Origin of the sequence: Streptomonospora alba, from assembly GCF_000826685.1 — a bacterium.
Taxonomy (GTDB): domain Bacteria; phylum Actinomycetota; class Actinomycetes; order Streptosporangiales; family Streptosporangiaceae; genus Streptomonospora; species Streptomonospora alba.
In genome coordinates, this window is record NZ_JROO01000006.1 from 269013 (window position 1) to 284947 (window position 15935).

Annotated in this window: 15 protein-coding genes and 3 tRNA genes; 3 read left to right on the forward strand and 15 right to left on the reverse strand. The window is 72.9% G+C overall.

Going from position 1 to position 15935, the window contains the following annotated elements:
- Positions 1 to 84: 84 nt before the first annotated feature.
- The 3 genes from LP52_RS04000 to LP52_RS04010 form a co-directional block, all read right to left on the reverse strand.
- Positions 85 to 1290 (reverse strand): trans-sulfuration enzyme family protein, encoded by a 1206-nt coding sequence (locus tag LP52_RS04000; protein ID WP_040270796.1) that lies wholly within the window; start codon positions 1288 to 1290, stop codon positions 85 to 87.
- Between the two features lie 148 nt (positions 1291 to 1438).
- A complete protein-coding gene (locus tag LP52_RS04005) occupies positions 1439 to 2449 on the reverse strand; it encodes an NAD(P)H-dependent glycerol-3-phosphate dehydrogenase (RefSeq protein ID WP_040270798.1) in 1011 nt (336 codons plus the stop codon).
- A gap of 31 nt (positions 2450 to 2480) precedes the next feature.
- Positions 2481 to 3350, reverse strand: a complete 870-nt coding sequence (locus tag LP52_RS04010; protein ID WP_084722877.1) for a lysophospholipid acyltransferase family protein — start codon at positions 3348 to 3350, stop codon at positions 2481 to 2483.
- A 331-nt stretch (positions 3351 to 3681) separates the two neighbouring features.
- On the opposite strand from LP52_RS04010, the gene cofC reads away from it, so the two are divergent.
- Complete coding sequence (cofC, locus tag LP52_RS04015; protein ID WP_040270799.1) at positions 3682 to 4329, forward strand: 2-phospho-L-lactate guanylyltransferase; 648 nt, start codon at positions 3682 to 3684, stop codon at positions 4327 to 4329.
- Between the two features lie 102 nt (positions 4330 to 4431).
- Here cofC and LP52_RS04020 read toward each other — a convergent pair whose 3' ends face one another.
- From LP52_RS04020 to leuC, 3 genes are all read right to left on the reverse strand, one after another.
- Positions 4432 to 4710, reverse strand: coding sequence for an HU family DNA-binding protein (locus LP52_RS04020; protein ID WP_040270803.1), 279 nt, complete (start codon positions 4708 to 4710; stop codon positions 4432 to 4434).
- Positions 4711 to 5006: 296 nt separating this feature from the next.
- Positions 5007 to 5597, reverse strand: coding sequence for a 3-isopropylmalate dehydratase small subunit (leuD, locus tag LP52_RS04025; RefSeq protein ID WP_040270805.1), 591 nt, complete (start codon positions 5595 to 5597; stop codon positions 5007 to 5009).
- Between the two features lie 42 nt (positions 5598 to 5639).
- On the reverse strand, positions 5640 to 7037 hold the full coding sequence (gene leuC / locus LP52_RS04030; RefSeq protein WP_040270807.1) for a 3-isopropylmalate dehydratase large subunit: 1398 nt from the start codon (positions 7035 to 7037) through the stop codon (positions 5640 to 5642).
- A 214-nt stretch (positions 7038 to 7251) separates the two neighbouring features.
- On the opposite strand from leuC, the gene LP52_RS04035 reads away from it, so the two are divergent.
- A complete protein-coding gene (locus LP52_RS04035) occupies positions 7252 to 7941 on the forward strand; it encodes an IclR family transcriptional regulator (protein WP_040270808.1) in 690 nt (229 codons plus the stop codon).
- A 127-nt stretch (positions 7942 to 8068) separates the two neighbouring features.
- Here the strand turns inward: LP52_RS04035 and LP52_RS04040 are convergent, their stop codons facing one another.
- The 4 genes from LP52_RS04040 to LP52_RS04055 form a co-directional block, all read right to left on the reverse strand.
- Complete coding sequence (locus LP52_RS04040) at positions 8069 to 9235, reverse strand: PQQ-dependent sugar dehydrogenase (protein WP_040270809.1); 1167 nt, start codon at positions 9233 to 9235, stop codon at positions 8069 to 8071.
- 39 nt (positions 9236 to 9274) lie between these two features.
- Positions 9275 to 10036: a GDSL-type esterase/lipase family protein gene (locus LP52_RS28835; protein WP_338011611.1), complete on the reverse strand. Its 762-nt coding sequence runs from the start codon at positions 10034 to 10036 to the stop codon at positions 9275 to 9277.
- Positions 10037 to 10195: 159 nt separating this feature from the next.
- Positions 10196 to 10810, reverse strand: a complete 615-nt coding sequence (locus LP52_RS04050; protein WP_052809401.1) for a DUF4188 domain-containing protein — start codon at positions 10808 to 10810, stop codon at positions 10196 to 10198.
- Complete coding sequence (locus LP52_RS04055; protein ID WP_084722853.1) at positions 10807 to 11874, reverse strand: TlpA disulfide reductase family protein; 1068 nt, start codon at positions 11872 to 11874, stop codon at positions 10807 to 10809. Before LP52_RS04055 ends, LP52_RS04050 begins: the two co-directional genes overlap by 4 nt.
- Positions 11875 to 11980: 106 nt before the next feature.
- Here LP52_RS04055 and LP52_RS04060 point away from each other — a divergent pair, with 106 nt between their 5' ends.
- Positions 11981 to 12673 (forward strand): MerR family transcriptional regulator, encoded by a 693-nt coding sequence (locus tag LP52_RS04060; protein WP_084722854.1) that lies wholly within the window; start codon positions 11981 to 11983, stop codon positions 12671 to 12673.
- Between the two features lie 98 nt (positions 12674 to 12771).
- Here the strand turns inward: LP52_RS04060 and LP52_RS04065 are convergent.
- The 5 genes from LP52_RS04065 to LP52_RS04085 form a co-directional block, all read right to left on the reverse strand.
- Positions 12772 to 12847, reverse strand: a tRNA-Glu gene (locus LP52_RS04065).
- Positions 12848 to 12925: 78 nt separating this feature from the next.
- Positions 12926 to 12998 (reverse strand) — tRNA-Glu (locus LP52_RS04070).
- Between the two features lie 67 nt (positions 12999 to 13065).
- A tRNA-Gln gene (locus LP52_RS04075) sits at positions 13066 to 13137 on the reverse strand.
- Positions 13138 to 13433: 296 nt separating this feature from the next.
- The gene (gltX, locus tag LP52_RS04080; protein ID WP_084722855.1) at positions 13434 to 14933 is read right to left on the reverse strand and encodes a glutamate--tRNA ligase; all 1500 of its coding nucleotides are present in this window, start codon (positions 14931 to 14933) and stop codon (positions 13434 to 13436) included.
- A gap of 284 nt (positions 14934 to 15217) precedes the next feature.
- A complete protein-coding gene (locus LP52_RS04085) occupies positions 15218 to 15745 on the reverse strand; it encodes a hypothetical protein (RefSeq protein WP_040270810.1) in 528 nt (175 codons plus the stop codon).
- Positions 15746 to 15935: the final 190 nt, after the last annotated feature.

The window sequence follows — 15935 nt, forward strand, 5'->3', positions numbered from 1 at the left end:
GTCCCGGTTGCACCTGTTCGTTCCCCTGTCGTTGCCCGGCACCCGATTCCCGGTGCCGGACCGGTGTTTTCACGCCGCCGGCCGTCACCGCCCGGCGCCGGCGTCCAGGGCGGCCAGAGCGTCGGCGACGAGGTCGTCCGGCTCCTCCAGCCCGATGGAGAACCGTACCGCCGCGGGACCGATCCCGGCCGCCTGCAGCGCCGCGTCGCTCATCTGGCGGTGGGTGGTCGAGCCGACGTGGCCGGCCAGGGTGTGGGTGCCGCCCAGCGAGGCCGCGATGGTCGCGGTGCCCAGCGCGTCGGCGAACTCCATGCCCGCTTCCCGGCCGCCGCGCGGGGTCACGGTGACCACGGCGCCGTAGCGGCCTTCGTCGAACAGGCGCCCGGCGAGCGCGTGGCCGGGATGGTCGGCCAAGCCGGGATAGTCCACCCGCTCGACCGCGGGGTGCTCGGCCACCGCGGCGGCGAAGGCGGCGGCGCTCGCGCACTGGCGGGCGACGCGCAGCGGCAGGGTCTCCAAGCCGCGGTGCAGCATGTAGGCCTCGTCCGGGGCCAGGCAGGGCCCGAGGTCGATGCGCGCCGAGCGCACCTCGGCCATCGGCCCGGCGCCGCCGACGGCCACTCCGCCGGTGGCGTCGCTGTGCCCGCCGATGTACTTGGTCGCCGAATGCACGACCACGCCCGCACCGTGCTCCAACGGACGGCACACCGCCGGTGTGGCGAAGGTGGAGTCGACGACCAGGACGGCGCCGGCCTCCTCCGCGATGCCGGCCAGACCGGGCAGGTCGGCGACCGCCATGGTCGGGTTGGCCAGCGTCTCGGTGAACACCACCGCGGTCTCCGGGCGCACGGCGGCGCGCACGGCCTCGGTGTCGGTGATGTCGACGAAGTCGGTCTGCACGCCGAACCGGCGCAGCAGGCCGTCCAGCAGCGAGTAGGTGTTGCCGTAGATCGAGCGGGAGGCGACGACGTGCGCGCCGGCCCCGGTGAGTGCGAGCAGCGTGGTGCTGACAGCGCCCATGCCCGAGGCGAAGGCCTCGCCGCGCACCTCGCGGTCGCACCCGGCGCCCTCCATCGCGGCCACCGCCGAGGCGAAGGCGGTCGCCGTGGGGTTGTCGATGCGCGCGTAGGAGTAGCCGGGCGCCTCGCCCGCCAGGACGTCGGCGTAGTCCTGCGAGGCGGCGAATTCGTAGGTGGTGCTGCGGTGTACGGGTGCGCGCAGCGGACGCTGCGGCGGGGCGGGTTCGGCGGGCAAGCCTAGGGCGCGGGTGTTCTCCCCCTGCTGGCGCATGGTGTGGCGGCTTCCGTTGTCGGGTGGCTGCTGCGGACGGGTCGGGCGGGCGCTCACCCGGCCGGGCGCATTGCGGCACAGCGGCGCGCAGCGCCCCTGGACGAGGGCGGGACGGGCCGAGCGCACGGTGCCGCTGCGGCAGGGCGCTTCACATGCCGTAGCGCTCCGGTTTGGCCGTGCGCGACATGAACGCCGCGAGCGCCTCGGCGGGCGAGAGGTCGTGGTGCATCATCGCCACGACGGCCTCGGTGATGGGCATCTCCACGTCCGCGCGTCGGGCCAGCTCCGCCACCGACTCCGAGGACTTCACGCCCTCGGCTGTCTGCGAGGTCTCGGCGGCGACCTCCTCCAGTGTCATGCCCGATCCCAGCTTCTCGCCGAAGGTGCGGTTGCGCGAGAGGGGCGAGCCGCAGGTGGCCACCAGGTCGCCGAGCCCCGCGAGTCCGGCCAGCGTGTGCTCGTCGGCGCCCAGCGAGACGGCCAACCGCACGGTCTCGGCCAGGCCGCGGGTGATCAGCGCGGCCTTGGCGTTGTCGCCGAAGCCCATCCCCACGGCCACGCCCACGGCCAGGGCGATGACGTTCTTGACGGCGCCGCCGAGCTCCACCCCGATCACGTCGGTGGCGGTGTAGGGCCGGAAGTAGGCGGACTTGCACAGGTGCTGCAGCCGCACGGCGGTGGGCTCGTGCGGGCAGGCCATCACGGCGGTAGCGGGCTGGCGCTCGGCGATCTCGCGGGCGAGGTTGGGGCCGGAGACCGCCGCGACCTGTTCGGCGGGCACGCCCAGCACCTCGTGCACGACCTCGCTCATCCGCCGGCACGTGCCCAGCTCGATGCCCTTCATCAGGCTGACCAGGACCGCCTGCCGGTCGATGTGCTCGTACCACTCGGCGAGGTTGGCGCGCAGCGTCTGGGAAGGCACGGCGAGCACGACGTACTCGGCTCCGTGCAGCGCCTTGGCCGCGTCGGTGGTGGCCGTCAGGGCGGGGTTGAGGGCTGTTCCGGGGAAGTAGTCGGGGTTCTCGTGGCGCTGGTTGACGGCGTCGACGACCGCGGAGCGCCGTCCGTAGACCACCACGTCGGCGGCGCCGGCGTCGGCCACCACGTTGGCGAAGGCGGTCCCCCAGGACCCGCTGCCCATCACCGCGACCTTCGTCATCTGCTCCTCCCCCGTCTCGTCGCTCCGCCGCTCACCGGCGGGGCGTGCCCTCGTCGTCGGAGCCGCGCCCGCTCGCGCCGTCGGCGTCGTCCGCCGGCTTCGCGTCGCCCTCGCCTGCCGTCCCGGCCGCGGCGGGATCGGCCGCCGAGGAGACCTCGGGCGGGGCGGATTCGCCGGAGGAGAGGTGACGGGCCTTCTTCATGTCGTAGGGCTCTGCGGGCGGAACCTCGCCGCGCAGCCCGGCCTGCAGGTCGGTGATGGCACGCATGATCTCGGCGGTGGCCTCCTTGAGCACGGTGGCCGTCATCGGCTTGTCGCGGTAGGCCGCCAGGTCCACCGGAGGCCCGGCGATCATCTGCACACGCTTGCGGGGGAAGGGCCGCAGCCTGGCGGTGCCGTAGCGCAGCAGGTGCTGCTCACCCCAGTGCGCCAACGGGACGACGGGTACGCCGGTGGTCAGCGCGAGGCGTGCCACGCCGGTACGCGCCGTCATCGGCCACAGCTCGGGGTCGCGGGTACAGGTGCCCTCGGGGTAGAAGATCACCGAGGAGCCGTCGCGGGTGAGGGCGGCCTCGGCCTCCTGCAGCGCCTTGATGGCGTCGGTACTGCCGCGTTTGACCGGGATCTGGCCGGTGCTGCGAGCCACGGCGCCGACCACGGGGATGCGGAACACGCCCTCCTTCGCTGTGAAGGTCGGCCAGCGCCGCCCGGCGACGTAGAGGTAGTGCGAGATGGTCAGGGGGTCGGCCATCGACAAGTGGTTGGCGGCGATGATCACACCGCCCTCGCGTGGGATGTTGTCCTCGCCCTGCCACTCGCTCCTGGTGACGGACCCCAGGATCGGGCGGACGATGGAGGCCACGACCGCCTTGACCCACCGCGATTCGCGTTGCTGTGCCACGGACTCCTCCGATTCGACCTGCCTCGCCACTTCCGCGCCGGCCCTTTATCCGCGTCAGCGGGCCCGGCGATGGCCGGCGGCCGGGTGCGGCCGGTCCAGTCTAGATGTCCGGGAAGATCGCCCATGTCGCGGCCGTTGCAACCGGCGAGCGGGCGGCGCGGCGTTCGCCGGAAGCGCGGTTCGCCGCGCGGCCGCCTTCGCGACGCTGCGGCGCCGTCCGGCGGTCTCGGAGCCACGCGGCCCGCGGTTCGCGGCAGCGGCGTCGCCACAACCTGCTTGCGCAGCCGTCCCCGAGGGGCGCGCCGCGAAGCTGCGAGTCGAGGGAGGGACGATGCCGCCACTGGATCCGGAGCGGCCCTGGTCGCTGGTGGTCCCGGTGAAACGGCTGGAGCGCGCCAAGTCCCGGCTCGCGGGCGCCGCGGAGCTGCCGCGCGGCGAGCTGGCGCTGGCGGTGGCCTGCGACACGGTGATGGCGGCCGTGGCCGCCGAGCGGGTGGGCGCGGTGTTCGCCGTCACCGAGGACGGGCGGGCCGCGGCCGCGCTCAGCGCCCTGGGCGCGCGCGTGGTCGGCGACGAGCCGGGCACGGGGCTCAATCCCGCGCTGGAGTACGGCGCCGCCGAGGCCGAGCGTGCGCACCCCTCGTGGGGCCGCTGCGCCCTGTCGGCGGATCTGCCCGCGCTGCGGCCGGGCGAGCTCGACGACGTGCTCGCGCTGGCGCAGGGGGCCGAGCAGTCGTTCCTCAGCGACACGCCGGGCGTGGGCACCACGCTGTACGCGGCCCGGCCCGGGGCGCGCTTCGCGCCCGCCTTCGAGGGCGGCTCGCGGTGGCGGCACCTGGCGGGCGGCGCCGCGGAACTGGACGGCTCGGCGGCGCCCAGCCTGCGGCGCGACGTGGACACTCCCGCGGACCTGCGCGAGGCCGTCCTGTTGGGCGTGGGGCCGCATACGGCCAAACTGCTCGCCGACGCCGGGTGGTGACGCGACCGGCCCGGCGCGCGACCGGCGGCGCACACGAGAACGCCCGGGCCCCCTCGGGGACCCGGGCGCGACTGTGTCTTCAGCCCTCGGCTGTGCCGGGGATCACTGCTCGCCGTTCACCAGGGCCTTGAAGTCGGAGCCCGGGCGGAACTTCGGCACATAGCTCGCCGGGACGTTGATAGTCGCCCCGGTAGCGGGGTTGCGGGCCTCACGAGCGGCCCGTTCACCCCTCTCGAAGACCCCGAAGCCGGTGACGGCGACTTTTTCGCCAGAGGCGACAGTCGACTGGATCGTGTCCAGTACCGCGTTGACGGCTTCGGTGGCGGTCTTCTTGTCGCCCATACGGTCAGAGATCGCGTCGATCAGGTCACGCTTGTTCATTGGTTCCTCCGGTTCCCCCTTGCTCGCACGAAATTAGGGGACAGCATGCCCTGGACACAAACACAAACGCCCCTGAATTCAGCGTGTCGGAGGGTCTTCGACCTGCAGAGGGAGGCCGTGGAGCGTCCGGTCGAACGTTTGGGAGACGCGGAAGGGATCCCTTTTGCCCCCTTCGGCGATGCCCAGAAGCCTACGTATGGCGGGAATCCGGACATCCGGCGGCACGATGCGGGCGCGGCTGTGGGCGTCTCGCGGCCGTCCCGTCGAATGAAGGTAAAATTCCGGGATTGGTCGTCCTACTGGGTGACCGGAAGCCATGCGTGGCGCTGCTTCTCGAACGCGTCGACGTCGTCGGTGTGACGCAGCGTGAGCGCGATGTCGTCCAGGCCCTCCATCAGCCGCCAGCGGGTGTAGTCGTCGAGTTCGAACTGCTGGACGATGTCGCCGGCGCGGACCTCGCGCGCCTGGAGGTCGACGGTCACCTGCGTGGCGGGGTCGGCCTCCACGGCCTCCCACAGCCGCTCGATGACCTCGTAGGGCAGCACGACCGCCAGCAGGCCGCCCTTGAGCGCGTTGCCGCGGAAGATGTCGCCGAAGCGCGGCGCGAGCACCGCCTTGAACCCGTAGTCCTGCAGCGCCCAGACCGCGTGCTCGCGTGAGGAGCCGGTACCGAAGTCGGTGTCGGCGATGAGGATGCTGCCCTCGGCGAACTCCGGCTTGTTCAGCACGAACGCGGGGTCGTTGGCCCGCCAGGCGGCGAAGAGGCCGTCCTCGAACCCGGTGCGGGCGACCCGCTTGAGGTAGACGGCGGGGATGATCTGGTCGGTGTCCACGTTGCTGTGGCGCAGCGGCACGGCGCTGCCGGTGTGGACGGTGAACTTCTCCATGTCGGCTGTCAGCTCTTTCGTACCTGTGGTTGTGCGGGCGGGCTACAGGTCGGCGGGCGAGGAGAGGGTGCCCCGCACGGCGGTCGCGGCGGCGACCAGCGGCGAGACGAGGTGGGTGCGGCCCCCCTTGCCCTGGCGGCCCTCGAAGTTGCGGTTGGAGGTCGAGGCGCTGCGCTCGCCGGGCTGGAGCTGGTCGGGGTTCATACCCAGGCACATCGAGCAGCCGGCTTCGCGCCACTCCGCGCCAGCGGCGGTGAACACCTCGCCCAGGCCCTCGGCGTTCGCCTGCTCCTTGACCCGCATGGAGCCGGGCACGACCAGCATTCGGACGCCGTCGGCGACCTTGCGGCCCTTGATGACCTCGGCGGCGGCGCGCAGGTCCTCGATGCGCCCGTTGGTGCAGGAGCCCAGGAAGACGGTGTCCACCTCGATGTCGCGCAGCCGCGTGCCCGCGTCGAGGTCCATGTAGGCCAGCGCCTTCTCGGCGGCGGCGTGCTCGGCGGGGTCGGCGAAGTCCTCCGGGGCCGGCACGGCGCTGTCCAGCTGCGCACCTTGGCCGGGGTTGGTGCCCCACGTGACGAACGGGCTCAGCTCGGCGGCGTCGAGGACGACCTCCTTGTCGAAGGCCGCGCCCTCGTCGGTGCGCAGGCTCTTCCAGTGCTCGACGGCGGCGTCCCAGTCGGCGCCCCGGGGCGCGTGCGGGCGGCCCTGGACGTAGTCGAAGGTGGTCTCGTCCGGGGCGATCATCCCGGCGCGGGCGCCCGCCTCGATGGACATGTTGCAGATGGTCATCCGGGCCTCCATCGACAGCTCCCGAACGGCCTGGCCGCGGTACTCGATGACGTAGCCCTGGCCGCCGCCGGTGCCGATCTCGGCGATGACCGCGAGGATGATGTCCTTGGCCGTGACCCCCTCGGGCAGCGAGCCGTCGACGGTCACGGCCATGGTCTTGAACGGGGGCATCGGCAGGGTCTGGGTGGCCAGGACGTGTTCGACCTGGCTGGTGCCGATACCGAAGGCCAGTGCACCGAAGGCGCCGTGGGTGCTGGTGTGGCTGTCGCCGCAGACCACGGTCATGCCCGGCTGCGTCAGACCCAGTTGCGGGCCGACGACGTGCACGATGCCCTGGTCGAGGTCGCCCATCGGAAACAGGCGCACCCCGAAGTCCGAGGCGTTCTTGCGCAGCGTGTCGATCTGGGTGCGCGACACCTTGTCGGCGATCGGACCGAGGATGTTCTCGGTGGGCACGTTGTGGTCCTCGGTCGCGATGGTCAGATCCGGCCGCCGCACGGGCCGACCGGCCAGTCGGAGCCCCTCGAACGCCTGCGGGCTGGTGACCTCGTGGACGAGGTGCAGGTCGATGTAGAGCAGATCGGGCTCTCCGTCGGCACGCCGGACGACGTGCTCCTCCCAGACCTTCTCGGCCATCGTGCGAGCCATGTGCGACGCCTCCTCGCGTCTCGTCACTACGTCATATGTCTGGAGAGTCTTCTCGCCGCCGCGGGCCGCAGCGACTCCGGTGGCGGCATCGCGGACCGGATCGCGCGGCGGAATGCAGCACGTCGAACGATTTGCATTCCAAATAGCGAGACGGCAATATCAAGCCATGGACAACTCTAACCCATCCAGCGGCGTCGGCGTGCTCGATAAGACGATGTCGGTGCTCGACGCGCTGGAAGCGGGCCCGGCCTCACTGGCCCAGCTCGTACGGACCACCGGGCTGGCCCGCCCCACCGCACACCGGCTCGCCGTCGCCCTGGAGCGCCACCGCATGGTCTCCCGCGACAGCCAGGGCAGGTTCGTGCTGGGCCCCCGGCTGGGCGAGTTGTCCATCGCCACCGGCGAGGACCGGCTGCTGGCGGTCGCCTCGCCCGTGCTGGTGCAGCTGCGCGACCTCACCGGTGAGAGCGCCCAGCTCTACCGCCGACAGGGCGACGTGCGCGTGTGCGTGGCCGCCGCGGAGCGCACCAGCGGGCTACGCGACACGGTGCCGGTGGGCAGCGAGCTGCCGATGACCGCCGGCTCGGCAGCACAGGTGCTGCTGGCCTGGGAGGACAGCGAACGCATCCGTCGCGTACTCGTCAACGCCAAGTTCACCGGCAACACCCTGGCACAGGTGCGCCGCCGCCGCTGGGCCCAGAGCGTGGGCGAGCGCGAGCAGGGCGTCGTCTCGGTGTCGGCACCGATCTCCGGGCCCGGCGGCCGGGTGATCGCCGCGGTCTCGGTCTCGGGCCCCCTGGAGCGGCTCACGCGCGCGCCCGGGCGGCTGCACGCCCAGGCGGTCGCCTCGGCGGCGGAGAAGATCAACGAGGCCCTGCACGCTCAGGACGCACCGGCGCGGTGAGGCCGGGCCGGGCGCCCCTGCCCGCTCAGGCCCGGCCCCGAGCTTCCGACCGCCGCCTGCGCGCCGCCCACCGACACTCCGGCGTACGACCGCGCGAGCGCGGCCGCAGTGGGCGGCCGCGCGCCGCTCATCCCTCCAGCGGGATGCGCAGGATGCGATCGTCCTCGTCCTCCGGGTCGCCGCGGGAGTCGCGGTTGCTGGTACTGACCAGCAGGTCGCCGCCGCCGGGGACCGGGGTGATCGTGCGCAGGCGGCCGTAGTCGCCCGTGAACAGCGCCTCCGGCTCCCCCGTGGGGTCGTCCTCGGAGCCGGTGAGCGGAACGCGCCAGATGCGCTCTCCGCGCAGAGCCGCCACCCACAGCGAGTTTCCCGCGATCGCCGCGCCGCTGGGCGAGGCTTCCTCGACGCTCCAGGTGACGACCGGGTCGATGAACTCGTCGGACGCGTCCGCCCCGCCGGTGCCCTCGACTGCGGGCCAGCCGTAGTTGCCGCCGGCCTCGATGACGTTGACCTCGTCGAGGCGGTTCTGGCCGAACTCCGTCGCGAACATGGTGCCGTCGGCGTCCCAGGCCAGGCCCTGGACGTTGCGATGGCCGTAGCTGTAGACGAGGTTGTCGAAGGGGTTCCCGTCGACCGGGTCGCCCTCGGGCGTCATCCGCAGGATCTTGCCACCCAGGCTGTCGGTGTCCTGGGAGCGCGAGCCGTCGCCGGCGTCGCCGGTGGCGGCGTAGAGCATGCCGCCGGGGCCGAAGGCGAGCCTGCCGCCGTTGTGGAACGACGCGCTGGGGATGCCCTCGACCAGGGTCCGGGAGTCGCCGAGCGAAGGCGGGCCGTCGCCGGAGCGGTCCAGTTCGAACCTGGCGATGCGGTTGCCGGAGTCGGCGGTGAAGTAGGCGAAGAGCTGCTCGGGGCGCTCCTGGTCGGGCGGCACGGTGATACCCAGCAGGCCGCCCTCGCCCTGAGCGCTGGCCTCGTCGATCGTGCCGACCTCGCTCGTCCGCCCCTCGGGGCTCATCTGCAGAATGCGGCCGGAGTTGCGCTCGGAGACCAGGGCCCCTCCGCCCGGAAGCGCCGCGACGCCCCACGGGATCTCCAGACCGGTGGCCACGGTTTCGGGCTCGCCGGGCGGGACCATGCGCGTGGCGGTTTCCTCGGACCCGGTCGGCGGCTGCCCGCCGTCGCCGCCGCTCCCGCCGCCGGCACAGGCCGTGGCGGCGAGCAGGACCGCGGCGGCGCCGGCCCCGCCGCGCAGCCGCCGACGTACCCGGCGCGGGAGCTGCTGTGCGTGCTCCATGCAGCCGATACTGCCCACCGGGCACCGAGATCGAACCCGTCAGAGGAGCCCCGGGCCGGTCGGATCCGGCACCGGGGCCGACAGGGCGCCCAGGCACACCGGCACCAGGCGGCGCGCCCAGGCTCGGTAGCCCTCCGCTCCCGGATGGAAGCCGTCGACGGCGAAGAAACCGGGGCCGCCGACCGCGTCGCCGGGAAAGGGCGCGTGGACGGCCCCCGGTCGCCCGCGCAGTGCGTCGCGCATCGCGGCGTCCAGGTAGCGCGAGCGCAGGCCGAGCAGCGGGCGCAGCGGCCAGGGCAGCGCCGGAAAGAGGTCCATTCGCGGGACCGCGCCGAAGACCGCCGGCGCCCGCCACCTCTCGCGCGCGCCGACGGCGACGGCGGCGACGCCGCTGCGGAAGGCCCGCCGGCCCGTCATGCCCTTCGCGTCGTTGACCCCCACCACGACCACGACCAGGTCGGGACGCGGCGGCGCGCCGCCGCTCCCCTCCCCGCCTCGGCCCGCGTTCCCGCCGCCGTCGACCCCGTCGGGCCGCTGCCGCGGGCAGCAGCTCGGCCGCAACGGCGCGGACGTCGGCGCCGGAGCGGGCGGTGACGCGCCATACGACTCCGCGTCCGATCTCCCCGGCGAGTCCGGCGGCGAGGTGTCCTGCCAGCGCCTCCTGCTGGGTCGCCGCCCCCACCCCGGCCGCCGTGGAGTCGCCCAGCACGAGCAGGCGCAGCGGCCCTCGGGCCCCGGCCTCCCCCGCCGCCGCGCCGCCCGGGCCGGGCGCTGCGGCCGGAGCCGCACCGTCCTCGGCACCTGAGCCGGGGGCGGGCGCTTCGCCGCGCACTCCCCGCGCCGCGGGCAGCACCGGAGTGCGCCGGCGCACTCCCCTGCCCTGGACGAGCAGGACGGGCGCCGACGCCCACACCAGCGCCTGCGCGGCCCTAAGCGCGCCGGCGGCCACGGACGCGCTCATCAGGCCGGGGTGTCGGGCGCCGGTGCGGTGCCGGGCGCGCCCTTCGCCCCGCCCCGCCCGTTCGCCCGGCCCTGGGCGCGAGCTCGGCGCAGGGCGAGGCGGTCGAGGGCGCGGTGGGTGTCGCGGCCGATGGGGCGGGTGCCCAGCGCGCGGCCCAGGCCCAGGGGCGGCACGTTGGCGTAGATCGCCTCGTAGCCGCGCCGTTTCCCCGCGTCCGCGCCGGCATCCTCGGCCCGGTCCGCGTCTTCGGCCTGCGGCAGCCCGATCTCGTAGGTCTCGTGCCACAGGCCGACCTCGTCGCCGCCCTGGCGGTAGAAGCGGCGCCATGCCTCGCTGTGGGTCTCTGCGTGGGCGTAACGCAGCAGCGCCGCGGTCGACTCCCAGTACTGGATGACGGTGACCCCGCGGACGCTGGGTAGCGAGCGCGAGTGCAGGAGGCCGAGCGCCGGGTCGGCCCGCAGCTCCGCGGCCATCCGGTTGAAGGCGAGGCCGACCCACATCCAGCGTCGCGGCCGCAGGAGCGCGTTGACGCGGGCTCCCAGCAGGAACACGGTCATGCTGTCGCGGGGTTCGGTGGTGAGGCGGGGAATCCGGGTGTCGGTCACGGCGGTCATGCCTCCGTCCGGGCGGCCTCAAGGGGCCGGTAGATCGGGATTCCGGCGGCGCCGAGCTCGTCGCGCAGCGCGAAGTAGGCGTCCCCGAAGGGGTCCTCTCCGCGCAGGCCCATCAGGCCGCGGCGGAGGGTGACGTCGTGCGGGGCCAGTTCGGCGGCACGGGTGTAGTGGCGGTCGGCGGCGGCGGTGGCGCCGCGCCGGTGCAGTTCGACGGCGATGCGGGCGTGGGCGCGGGCGCGCTGGCCCTCGGCCGCGGGTGCGCGGAAGCCGGGATCGGCACCGGGCCCGCCGAGCCCTGCGTCGCCCTCGTGCACCCAGCGGCGCAGCGCGCGCAGGGACGCCTCGGCGCTGAGGCCGTTCATCTCCTGGAACAGGTCGGTGGCTGCCTGGCTGTCCTGCGGTCGCGCGACGATGCCGGCCTCGTCGATCCACACCACGGTGGGCACGTTGAAGACGTCGTAGAGAGCGGCCACCTCGCCCTCGGTGTCGACGAGGGCCGGGTGGTCGGGCGCGGCCTCGGCGATCCACGGGCGGGCGTCGCCGGCGTCGCGGTCCATGGCGACGGTGACGACGGTGAGTCCGTGCGGGGACAGTTCGCTGTGGCGCTCCTGCCAGGCCGGAAGGTCGTAGCGGCAGCCGCACCAGGAGGCCCACATCACCAGGGCGACCTTGCGGCCGCGGTGGTCGCTGAGGCGGTGGGTCCTGCCGCCGGTGTCGCGGAGCTCGAAGTCGGGCGCCGCTGCGGCGTGCGCACGGGCTTTCGGCAGGGGCACCACGGCCAGCAGCCCGTGGTCGTGGTCGGCCACCGCGAGGCGCCCCTGCAACCTCGCGAAGGCGCCGACGTCGACGCGGCCGGCGTGCTCGACTCCGGCGGCCGCGGCGGCCGGGATGCAGGCGTCGCCGCGGCACCAGCCGTGGGGGCGGCGCTCCCAGCCGAGCACCGGCGCGTCAAGCGGAGCGAGCAGGCGCCGCTCGCCCGTCGGGGCCGGTCGGGCGGATACCGGCTCCGGAGCGGCCTCCAGTACGCCGTCACCGTCGTCACCGAGAACCGTGTAGTGCTGCATTCCGCCTCCAGGTAGGACCAGGACACCCTCGTTATTGGATAGTGCAACTCTCTAATATTGGAGAGTAGTACTATCCAATAGGGATGGCAAGGGAGAGCGACGGCTGATGCGGATTTCCGAACTGAGCAGGCGCAGCGGCGTGCCGGTGGCGACGATCAAGTACTACCTGCGCGAGAACCTGCTGCCCAAGGGCGAGGCGGTCTCGGCCACGCAGTCGCGCTACAGCGAGGAGCACCTCAAGCGGCTGCGCCTGGTGCGGGCGCTGGTGGAGGTGGCCGAGGTGCCGCTCGGCCGCATCCGGTCCGTACTGCGGGCGGTCGACGACCCCGAACTGGACCTGCACACGCTGCTCGGCTTCGCCCAGTACGCCTTCACGCAGTCGCCGGAGGCGCCCTCCGGCGACGACCCCGACTGGCAGCGCGCCGAGCACCGCACCGCCGAACTGCTGGCTCAGCTGGGGTGGCAGGCGCACGAGGCTTCACCCGCGCGGGGACAGCTCGTCCAGGCGGTAGCCGCCCTGGAGCGCCTGGGCACACCGCCGACACCGGAGATGCTGCACGGATACGCGGCCGCCGCGCACCGGACCGCCGAGCTGGATCTGGACTGCGTCGACCCCGGAATGCCCCGCGAGGCGACGGTGCAGCAGGTGGTGACGACCTCGGCGCTGATGGAGCAGACGCTGACCGCGCTGCGCCTGCTCGCCCAGGAGGACGAGTCGGCGCGCAGGTTCGGCCGCGGCCCGTGGCAGCACGAACGCCCCGAGGACGGCGGCGCGGTCGAGGGCCGAGCGCGGGAGTGAGCGTGCGGGCGCGGCCGCACGCCGGCCGGCCGGGCTGTCACCGCACTCGCCCCGGAAACGGCGAACGGCCCCCGCCCGCAGGCGGAGGCCGTCTCGGCTGGTACCCCTGAGCGGATTCGAACCGCCGTTACCGCCTTGAGAGGGCGGCGTCCTAGGCCACTAGACGACAGGGGCGCCGATTGCGCGGGACAGCGCGGTCCCGCGGTCTGCAGTAAAAAAGCTCCCGCACTGCAGGAGCTTCTCCCTACTGCGTACCCCCGAGCGGATTCGAACCGCCGTTACCGCCTTGAGAGGGCGGCGTCCTAGGCCACTAGACGACGGGGGCCTGGATCGCACTGCTGCGACCGGACCGAGAACGGTCCGTCACGGCTTCCGCTCGGCGGATGCCATTGCTGGGGTACCAGGACTCGAACCTAGACTAACTGAACCAGAATCAGTCGTGCTGCCGATTACACCATACCCCAGTGCTGTTGGGGGCGGGGGCCGTTCGCCGGTCCCTTTCCCCCTCGGCGCAGGCAATACTCTAGCGGACTTGGAGAGTGCTCGCGAATCGGTTGCCGAAGCGGGGCCCGCGGTGCAGCGCGTCCGCCGTCGTCGCGGGTCAGCGTGCGATGCGGACTCCCGTGCCAACGAGCGCGGGCCCGTGCGACCGCCGCCTCGGTCCACACGGGCCCGTGTGACCGTGCGCACGCTTCCCGCCTGCGCGCCCTCGCCGACAGGCGCCCGGCGCCGCCCGCCGCGCCTCACGGCTCGGCCGCGCTCACTCCGTCGCCGCGGAACCCTCCGGACCGCTGTCGGGCACGGCGTCGGCGCCCGCCGGCGCAACACCCGCCTCTTCGGCCCGTACACGCTCCAGCGCCGCGTCGATACGCAGCAGCGTGCGCTCACGGCCGAGCACCTGCAGCGACTCGAACAGCGGCAGGCCGACCGTACGCCCGGTGACCGCCACGCGCACCGGCGCCTGGGCCTTGCCGAGTTTGAGGCCCAGTTCCGTGCCCGCAGCCTCCAGTTCGGCGCGCAGCGCCTCGGGCTCCCAGGAGAGCCCGGGATCGGCCAGCCGATCCCGGGCGGCGGCCAGCATCGGCGCCGCGGTCTCGGGCTTCATCGCCTTGGACCAGCTCTTGGCGTCCTCGACCGGCTGATCCAGGAACAGGAAGTCGACGTTGGCCACGATCTCGCCGAGTACGGCCACACGGCTCTGGGCCAACGGGGCGATGGCGCGGAAGGCGTCCTCGTCGTAGTTCTCCTCCGGCCACGGCGCGACCTCGGGATCCAGCCACGGCCGGCAGCGCTCGACGAAGTCCTCGATCGCCAGAGCGCGGATGTACTCGCCGTTGAAGGCGCGCAGCTTCTTCTCGTCGAAGAACGCGCTGGCGCTGTTGACGTCGGAGACGGCGAACAGCGGCTCCATCTGGGACCACGGCATGATCTCGCGGTCCTCACCCGGCGACCAGCCCAGCAGCATCAGGTAGTTGACCATGGCCTCGGGCAGGAAGCCCTCGTCCTGGTAGGTCTCCAGCGCCACCTTGTCGCGGCGCTTGGACAGCTTCTGCCGCTTCTCGTTCACGATCACCGGCAGGTGCGCCCACGCCGGCGGGGTGTGGCCCAGCGCCTCCCACAGCAGTTGCTGCTTGGGGGTGTTGGACAGGTGCTCCTCGCCGCGGATGACCTGGTTGATGCCCATCTCGGCGTCGTCGACGACGTTGGCCAGCACGAACAGCGGCGAGCCGTCGGCGCGGGCGACGACGAAGTCCTCGATCGAGGTGTGCTCGAACTCCACGCGCCCGCGGATCGCGTCCTCGACCACGGTCGGCCCGCCCTCGGGCACCCGGAAGCGCAGCGCCCGGCCGGGGCCGGGTTCCAGCCCGCGGTCGCGGCAGAAGCCGTCGTAGCCCAGGTTGGGGTTGTCCCTCCGCTCCTGCACCTGCTCGCGGGTGCAGTCGCAGTAGTAGGCGCGCCCCTCCTTGTAGAGCCGCTCGGCGGTCTCGCGGTGCTTGCCGGCGTAGGAGGACTGGAAGTAGGGACCCTCGAAGTGCGGGTCGGAATCGCTGATGCCCAGCCAGGCCAGCGCCTGGACGATCCCCTCGGTCCACTCCGGCTTGTTCCGTGCGGCATCGGTGTCCTCGATGCGCAGCACGAACCTGCCCTCGTCCTGCTGCCGGGCCAGTGCCCAGTTGTACAGCGCAGATCGCGCCCCGCCGACATGGAACATCCCGGTCGGCGACGGCGCGAAGCGCACGCGAATCGGATTCTCAGTCACGGTCCCAAGCCTATCGGCGCCGCAGGTGAGTCGATGGGCTCTGCCGCAGGTCCCGGAAGCGGGGCCGCGACGGAGCCCTCGCGAATTCGGCGTCGACGCGCGGCGAGCGGCCGATGGACGGCCCTGGGGGCCAAGCCGACCCGTCGGACGCTTCAGCCGGAATTCGGGCTCCGCACACCCCGTGCACTTCCCGCATTCCGACCCGATCGCCGGCCGTCCGTCCGAACCCGTTCGCGATCGGGAGCGGATCTCCCACCGCCGAATTCCGCCGCTCCGCGGAACCGTCAGAGGAACGCGGCCTCGAAACGTTCGCCCGGCCAGTCCGCGTCGATGAGGGGGCGGCAGTCGAGCCGCCGCGTCAGCAGTTTGTACAGGAATTCGTCGGGCTGCATCGGGTAGACGAAGTACTCGAAATAGTCCGTGACCACGATTCGCGTTTCCGGCTGACTGTACTCCCAGAATATCGACCAACCGTTTTCGACGCGGGCCTCGGCCCACTTCTGCATGCGGTCGTGGTCGATTTCCTCGTCGCCCCTGCGCGGGCCCAGCTTCATCGCGTAGCCGTCGTCGACGGTCACGCGCCGCTCCGATCCGGCGAGGCGCGGATCGTGGCTCCGCTCGTAGAGCAGCACACTCTCGGGCGGCATGACCGCCACGACGCCGTCGACGACGAATCCGCCGAGTTCCTCGACCAACCGCCGGTACCCCTCCGGAAGGCCGCCGGCGGGCTCCCCGCGGACACCCCGGCTGTACGCGGGGATCTCCGCTCCCTCGGCGCCGACAAGAGAGATGATCCCTTTGATGTAGTCCATACCCGTTCTCCCGCCCGGTTCCAGCCTCCGGCCCCCGGTGGGCCGGACCGCTGCTCGTCCACTGCGGGACGGCTACCCACAAGGCCGCCGGATCGGCAAGGACTCTCGTCGGTGGTGCTGGAAGGTATCCCGTGCCTGGACAGCTGAACAAACCCACAGAAAGGGCAGACGGACGGAAAGCACGCACACC

Coding starts and splice junctions, on each gene's coding strand:
- LP52_RS04000 (WP_040270796.1), bottom strand. CDS start 1,290: ATGCGCCAGCAGGGGGAGAACACCCGCGCCCTAGGCTTGCCCGCCGAA.
- LP52_RS04040 (WP_040270809.1), bottom strand. CDS start 9,235: ATGGAGCACGCACAGCAGCTCCCGCGCCGGGTACGTCGGCGGCTGCGC.
- cofC (WP_040270799.1), top strand. CDS start 3,682: ATGCCGCCACTGGATCCGGAGCGGCCCTGGTCGCTGGTGGTCCCGGTG.
- LP52_RS04020 (WP_040270803.1), bottom strand. CDS start 4,710: ATGAACAAGCGTGACCTGATCGACGCGATCTCTGACCGTATGGGCGAC.
- leuC (WP_040270807.1), bottom strand. CDS start 7,037: ATGGCTCGCACGATGGCCGAGAAGGTCTGGGAGGAGCACGTCGTCCGG.
- LP52_RS04005 (WP_040270798.1), bottom strand. CDS start 2,449: ATGACGAAGGTCGCGGTGATGGGCAGCGGGTCCTGGGGGACCGCCTTC.
- LP52_RS04055 (WP_084722853.1), bottom strand. CDS start 11,874: ATGCAGCACTACACGGTTCTCGGTGACGACGGTGACGGCGTACTGGAG.
- LP52_RS04060 (WP_084722854.1), top strand. CDS start 11,981: ATGCGGATTTCCGAACTGAGCAGGCGCAGCGGCGTGCCGGTGGCGACG.
- LP52_RS04050 (WP_052809401.1), bottom strand. CDS start 10,810: ATGACCGCCGTGACCGACACCCGGATTCCCCGCCTCACCACCGAACCC.
- LP52_RS04035 (WP_040270808.1), top strand. CDS start 7,252: ATGTCGGTGCTCGACGCGCTGGAAGCGGGCCCGGCCTCACTGGCCCAG.
- leuD (WP_040270805.1), bottom strand. CDS start 5,597: ATGGAGAAGTTCACCGTCCACACCGGCAGCGCCGTGCCGCTGCGCCAC.
- LP52_RS04085 (WP_040270810.1), bottom strand. CDS start 15,745: ATGGACTACATCAAAGGGATCATCTCTCTTGTCGGCGCCGAGGGAGCG.